General features: G+C 72.8%; 7 protein-coding genes and 1 pseudogene. 7 read left to right on the top strand and 1 reads right to left on the bottom strand.

Annotation, left to right across the window (positions count from 1 at the left end):
- The first annotated feature begins 309 nt into the window (after window positions 1–309).
- The 7 genes from ACWGL3_RS30075 to ACWGL3_RS30105 all read left to right on the top strand — a co-directional run bounded on the left by ACWGL3_RS30075 (window position 310) and on the right by ACWGL3_RS30105 (window position 5,964).
- A complete protein-coding gene (locus tag ACWGL3_RS30075; protein WP_330159653.1) occupies window positions 310–822 on the top strand; it encodes a shikimate kinase in 513 nt (170 codons plus the stop codon).
- Window positions 819–1,919 (top strand): 3-dehydroquinate synthase, encoded by a 1,101-nt coding sequence (gene aroB / locus ACWGL3_RS30080; RefSeq protein WP_344176360.1) that lies wholly within the window; start codon window positions 819–821, stop codon window positions 1,917–1,919. Before ACWGL3_RS30075 ends, aroB begins: the two co-directional genes overlap by 4 nt.
- A gap of 130 nt (window positions 1,920–2,049) precedes the next feature.
- Window positions 2,050–2,613 carry an elongation factor P gene (gene efp, locus ACWGL3_RS30085; protein ID WP_267945833.1) on the top strand — a complete coding sequence of 188 codons (564 nt, stop codon included), beginning with the start codon at window positions 2,050–2,052 and terminating at the stop codon, window positions 2,611–2,613.
- A complete protein-coding gene (gene nusB, locus ACWGL3_RS30090) occupies window positions 2,613–3,026 on the top strand; it encodes a transcription antitermination factor NusB (RefSeq protein ID WP_267945832.1) in 414 nt (137 codons plus the stop codon). The genes efp and nusB overlap by 1 nt, the downstream gene beginning before the upstream one ends.
- Before the next feature lie 50 nt (window positions 3,027–3,076).
- On the top strand, window positions 3,077–3,874 hold the full coding sequence (locus tag ACWGL3_RS30095) for a methyltransferase domain-containing protein (RefSeq protein ID WP_267945831.1): 798 nt from the start codon (window positions 3,077–3,079) through the stop codon (window positions 3,872–3,874).
- Window positions 3,875–4,027: 153 nt separating this feature from the next.
- Complete coding sequence (dinB, locus tag ACWGL3_RS30100; RefSeq protein WP_267945830.1) at window positions 4,028–5,314, top strand: DNA polymerase IV; 1,287 nt, start codon at window positions 4,028–4,030, stop codon at window positions 5,312–5,314.
- Window positions 5,315–5,556: 242 nt separating this feature from the next.
- Window positions 5,557–5,964, top strand: a complete 408-nt coding sequence (locus ACWGL3_RS30105) for a DUF3040 domain-containing protein (protein ID WP_267945829.1) — start codon at window positions 5,557–5,559, stop codon at window positions 5,962–5,964.
- 169 nt (window positions 5,965–6,133) lie between these two features.
- Here the strand turns inward: ACWGL3_RS30105 and ACWGL3_RS30110 are convergent.
- Window positions 6,134–6,526 (bottom strand): annotated as a pseudogene (locus tag ACWGL3_RS30110) (hypothetical protein); the annotation flags it as partial.

Genomic DNA, 6,526 nt, shown 5'->3' on the forward strand with positions numbered 1-6,526 from the left:
CGTCCCGCCCCTTCCCGGGCGGGGCGCGGGCCCCGCACGGCACGCCCCCGATCCCCGGCGCCACGGGGCAGGGGCCCGCCTCCCGGGCGGCGCGCCCCGCGCCGGGCGGGACCTCCGTGACGCGGCCCCCCGCCCCCGGCACGCCGGGTTTCTGCTAGACAGGAGGGCAGACGCACCCGCCGGCGGTCCCACGGGCACGCGACGGCCGGGTGCGCTGACAGCACTCGCAGGGTCCACCGGACAACCCGCGCACGCGGGCGGTGGCCCGGATCCCACCTAGGCAGGCAGAGCGTGGCAAGAGCGATCGCGGTGCTCATCGGTTCGCCCGGATCGGGCAAGTCCACCGTCGGCGAGGCGCTGGCCCGACGGCTCGGGGCGGACCTGCTGTGCACCGACACCGAGATCGAGCGGCGTGCGGGCAAACCCGTCGGCGACATCTTCATCGAGGACGGCGAGGAGCGCTTCCGCGCCCTGGAGCGCGAGGTCGTCGCCGAGGGCCTGCGCGCCTGGGAGGGCGTGATCGCCGTCGGCGGCGGCGCCGTACTCGACCAGGACACCCGCACCGACCTGGCGGACCACCACGTGGTCTACCTCCACGTCGAGTTCGGGGAGGCCGCCAAGCGCGTGGGCATGGACGCGGCCCGGCCCCTGCTCTCGGGCAACCCCCGGACGCAGCTGCGCAAGCTGCTCAACGAACGCCTGCCCGTCTACGAGGGGCTGGCCACCGTCACCGTCCCCACGACCGGTTTCCACCCCGAAGAGATCGTCGACTCCATCCTGCCCACGCTGACCGGGCAGAGCACCGGAAGGGCCCAGCAGTGACCGTGACCCGCATCGGCGTCGGCGACCCCTCGGGCCGCTACGACGTGGTCGTCGGCAGCGGCGTCCTCTCCGAGCTCCCCTCGCTGGTCGGCGACGCCGCCCAGGTCGCCGTCATCCACCCCGGGGGCCTGGACGGGATCGCCCGCCCCGTGGTCGGCGCCCTGGAGGCCGCCGGATACCGCGCCCACTCCCTGCCGGTCCCCGACGGAGAGGCCGCCAAGACCGCGGCCGTCGCCGCCGACCTGTGGTCCCGGCTGGGACGGCTCAACTTCACCCGCAGCGACGCGGTGGTGGGCGTCGGAGGGGGCGCCGCCACCGACCTGGCCGGGTTCGTCGCCGCCACCTGGCTGCGCGGGGTGCGCTCCGTGCTGGTGCCCACGACCCTGCTCGGCATGGTCGACGCGGCCGTCGGCGGCAAGACGGGCATCAACACCCCCGAGGGCAAGAACCTCGTCGGCGCCTTCCACCCCCCGGCCGGCGTCCTGTGCGACCTCGCCACCCTGCCGAGCCTGCCCAGGGCCGACTACGTGGGCGGCCTCGCCGAGGTCATCAAGGCGGGGTTCATCGACGACCCCGTCATCTGCGACCTGGTGGAGGAGGACCCGGAGGGCGCCGCGAGCCCCGAGGGCGCCCACACGCGCGAACTCATCGAGCGCGCCATCCGGGTCAAGGCCGACGTCGTCTCCGGGGACCTCAAGGAGAGCGGCCGCCGCGAGATCCTCAACTACGGCCACACCCTCGGGCACGCGATCGAGCGGGCCGAGAACTACACCTTCCGGCACGGCTACGCGGTCGCCATCGGCATGGTGTTCGCCGCGGAGCTGGCCCGCCTGGACGGGCGCATCGGCGCCGGCCTCGTCGAGCGCCACCGCTCCCTGCTCTCGTCGGTGGGCCTGCCCACCTCCTACGCGCAGGAGTCGTGGCCGGAGCTGCGCGCCGCCATGAGCGTGGACAAGAAGGCCCGGGGGGCGACCCTGCGCTTCGTCGTCCTCGACGGCCCGGCCTCCCCCTCCATCCTCAGCGGCCCCGCCCCCGAACTGCTGGACGAGGCGTACCGCGCGGTCACCGGCGACGCCCGGGTCCCGCACAGCCACTAGACTGCACACAGGTGATGTGCGCACTGGTGCACTCGGGAAGCTCCCCGAGGTGCCCGCGCACCGCCCCACCGACCACCGACCGGGCCCCGCCCGGTCCCCGACGTGTCACACCCCTGGAGAGACGACCGAAGTGGCCTCGACGAACGACATCAAAAACGGCACGACCCTGCGACTCGACGGCGGCGTCCTCTGGAGCGTCCTCGAGTTCCAGCACGTCAAGCCGGGCAAGGGCGGCGCGTTCGTCCGCACCAAGCTGAAGAACGTGCTCACCGGCAAGATCGTCGACAAGACCTTCAACGCGGGCGCCCGGGTCGAGTTCGCCAGCGTGGACCGCCGCGACATGGAGTACCTGTACCACGACGGCGAGTCCTTCATCTTCATGGACACCCAGACCTACGACCAGATCCCGGTCTCCGCGACGGTCGTCGGCGACAACAGCGACTTCCTGCTGGAGAACACCAAGGTCACCGTCGCCACCAACGAGGGCAACCCGCTCTACGTCGAGCTCCCCGCCGCCGTCGAGCTGGAGATCACCCAGACCGACCCCGGCGTCCAGGGCGACCGCTCCACCGGCGGCACCAAGCCCGCGACCGTCCAGACCGGCGCCGTCATCCAGGTGCCCCTGTTCATCACCGAGGGCGAGCGCGTCAAGGTCGACACCCGTACGGGCGACTACCTCGGGCGAGTCAACTGATGAGCGGAGCACGGCGCAAGGCGCGGCGGCGCGCGGTCGAGGTCCTCTACGAGGCCGAGGTGCGCGGCACCTCCGTGGAGGACGTCATCGGGCGCCGTCGGGCCCAGCCCGAACCTCCGATCAACGAGTTCACGGAGAACCTGGCCCGCTCGGTCGACGGGCGGCGCGAGCGCATCGACGAGCTCCTGGGCGCCTACGCCATCGGCTGGACGCTGGAGCGCATGCCGGTCGTCGACCGCAACATCCTCCGGATGGGCGCCTACGAGCTGCTCTGGGCCGAGGACATCCCCGACGGCGTCGCGATCGCCGAGGCCGTCGGTGTGGCCAAGGAGCTCTCCACCGACGAGTCGCCCAACTTCATCAGCGGACTTCTGTCACGCTTGATGGAGAACAAGGCGACGCTCTCGCTCTGACACCGCCGAACGGGCGGGACGGTCGGGGCAACGTGCTTGAGGGGACGCAAGTGACTGACAGGACCGGCGTGAGCGCGACCACCGGCAGCGGCTCCGGCGCGGGCTGGGCGACCGGCCCGGCGCGGGCCGCCGGCGCGGCCCGGACGGCGGTCGTGTGGGACGCCCTCTCACAGCTGCTGGAGGGCCTCGCGGACGACGGTCCCCTGGAGATCGTCGACGCGGGCGGGGGCACCGGCGGAGCCGCGGTCCCGCTCGCCGAGCTGGGCCACCGCGTGACGGTGGTCGAACCCAGTCCCGACTCCCTCGCGGCCCTCGAGCGCCGTGCGGCCGAGCAGGGCGTCACCGTGCGCGGCGTGCAGGGGGAGACCCGCGACCTGGCGTCCCTGTTCGCGCCCGGCAGTGCCGACCTCGTGCTGGTGCACAACGTGCTGGAATACGTGGAGGACCCCGTCGCGGCGCTGCGCGACGTGGTCGGCATCACCCGTGAGGGCGGCGCCGTGAGCCTCCTCGTCACCAACGCGGCGGCAGGGGCGCTGCACCGCGCCCTGGCCGGGCACATCGCCGAGGCACGGCGCCTGCTCGGCGACCCGGACGGTCGCTGGGGCGAGGCCGACCCGATGCCGCGCCGGTTCACCCGGCAGCAGCTCCTCGAACTCGTCGACGGGGCCGGCCTGACCGGGGGGAGCGTCCGCGGCGTCAGGGTCTTCGCCGACCTGGTGCCCGGGCACGCCTGGGAGGGCGACGCCCAGGCCGGACAGCACCTGGTGGAGCTGGAGCGCTCCGCCGCCGAGCACCCCGAGCTGACCGGGATCGCCACGCAGCTGCACGCCATCGCCCACCGCCCCTGAGGGGCTCGCCCGGACCCCCGCTGACGCCCTCCCGGGCGCCGCTCGCGGGGGCGGGGTTCCGCCCCCGCCCGCCGCTCCGGGGCCCGGGCGTGCGGGGTTCCTGAGTCGGGAACCCGGGGGCGCACACGCCTGGGCAGGGCATAACCTGGTCCTATGAGCCGACGTCAGCTGGAACGCGGTGCCGCGCTACGGGGCATGGTCTCCCCCGACGGCATCGTGCCGTTGGGCGCCGACTTCCCCGCGGACGGGTCCGGTCCCGACTCCGACTGCCACATCCTGCACCTGGACATGGACGCCTTCTTCGCGAGCGTCGAGCAGCTGCGCCACCCCGAGGCGCGCGACCGGCCCGTCATCGTGGGGGGCACGGGTCCCCGCAGCGTCGTCTCCTCCGCCGACTACCTCGCCCGCTCGCGCGGCGTGCACTCGGCCATGCCGATGGCCCGGGCACTGCGCCTGTGCCCCGACGCGGCCGTCTTCCCACCCGACGGCGCCGCCTACCGGCAGGCGTCGGAGGCCGTGATGGACATCCTTCGCTCGGTGACCCCGCTGGTGCAGCCGCTCTCCCTGGACGAGGCCTTCCTGGACGTGTCCGGGGCCCGCCGCCGCCTGGGCGGACCGGTGCGGATCGCCGCGATGATCCGTGAGCGCGTGCGCTCCGAGCAGCGGCTGACCTGCTCCGTCGGGGTGGCCGCCAACCGCTTCACCGCCAAGCTCGGCTCCACCCACTGCAAACCCGACGGGCTGCTGCTGGTGCCCACCGCCCACGTGCGGGGGTTCCTGGACCCGCTGCCCGTGGGCGCGCTGCCCGGGGTGGGGGACAAGACCGAGCAGACCCTGGCCAGGCTGGGCCTGCGCACGGTCGGCCAGCTGGCCCGGTACGAGCCGGACCTGCTGCGCATGGAGCTGGGGAACAAGGCCGGCACCCGCCTGGCGGCGCTGGCGCGGGGTGAGGACGACAGCACCGTGGTCGCCGAGACCGCCGACAAGAGCGTCGGCGCCGAGGAGACCTTCGACGACGACGTCGCGGACCCGGACGTGGTGGACAGGGAGCTGTTGAGGCTCGCGGAGAAGGTGGGGCGACGGCTGAGGGCGTCGGGCCAGGTGGGGCGCACGGTGAGCGTGAAGCTGCGCCGGGCGGATTTCTCCACGATCACCCGCTCCAGGACCCTGGCCGAGAGCACCGACGTGGCCCGTGAGATCAGCGCCGTCGCCCGCGATCTGTACGCGGCCTCCGGACTGCGGCGTACACCGTTGCGCCTGATCGGCGTACGCGTCGAGGGGGTCGCTCCTGCGGACCGGGCCCATCGTCAATTGGCGTTGGGAGAGGAGGACTCCGGTTGGCGGGACGTTGAACGGGTTATGGACCAGGTGACAGCTCGTTTCGGTCCAGGCGCGATACAGTCGGCTGTGTTGGCCAAGCGTGACGAAAACGACGTATGATGCGGCAACTTCCGGGGCCCTCGGAGCGTTCTAAGGGTACGACCGGAGTCAGGGTAGAAGAGAGGCATGGAAGCCGGTGTTTCCGATACAGGGCGAGGGTATCGTGGCCGTTGTGGGCCAGGTGCGCGCGCAGCTTTTCTTTCCACCAGGCGCTAGTGCAACGTATTCTGGGCATACCACTGACCAAGAGACTGTTCATCAGTACCCGTCACCCCAATCGGGGACTGTCGTAGGGAGGCGCCGTGCCGCTCTCTGAACACGAGCAGCGCATGCTCGACCAGATCGAGCGGGCGCTGTATGCCGAGGACCCGAAGTTCGCGAACACAGTTCGGCAGACGAACCCCGCGGTCCATTACAAGCGCTGGATCATCAAGGCAGGGCTCGGTTTCGTCGTCGGCGTGGTGCTGCTGATGACGGGGCTGATGCTCCAGTCCACCGCTGTCCAGGTCACCATCAGCGTCCTCGGTTTCCTCGTCATGCTCTCGTGCTTCCTGTGGGGGGCCAACGCATGGCGGAAGGCGTCCGGCGGGGGTGCCGAGGCCGCGGCCGCCGCGGCGGAGCCCAAGCAGAAGCGCAGGGGCGGCAGCCGCCCCGGCATGATGAACCGCTTCGAGGAGCGCTGGCGCCGTCGCCAGGAGGGCGAGGAGTGACACCGCTCCTCCCCGGCCGCCACCGGCGACCGGGCGGAGCGCGTTAGCAGCCGGTGCGCGCCGGTCCCCGGGCCGGGGGCGCACCGACACGTGGTGGGGTCCCGCAGGGTATCGCGGGGCCCCACCACGGTGTTGTGGGGCACGTACGAATCGCCCGTCGTGGAATAGTTCAGACTTCTCTTTGGTCTGCGCTCGTTACGCGCCTTCGAGGCTGGCCGAAACCCCGCCCCCGGGGTCCTGTCATGGGCCCGGAGGGGGCCGGGACGGGCCCGTGGACGGTGCGCTGCCGCGGCTCTCGGCCGCCGCGCTCCTTCACCCGCGCCGGGACGTCCGGGCCCGCCCCGCCCGTCGGCGGGGAAGGGCCCTGCGCCCGCCCGCGCCGACCGGCGCGGATCCCGACGGAGAACCGCCAGCTGGTCGCCTCGGCGACCGGAACGGCCAGGAGCGGGGCGACGAACTGCCCCGTCTGCATGAGGAGGAGGTAGAGCGAGGTCCACAGGGCGAGCCGGCCGGAGAACCAGGCCTTCACAAGCGGCACGATGACGACGTTGGCCGCCCCGAT

The sequence above is a fragment of the Nocardiopsis sp. NPDC055824 genome, assembly GCF_053616335.1.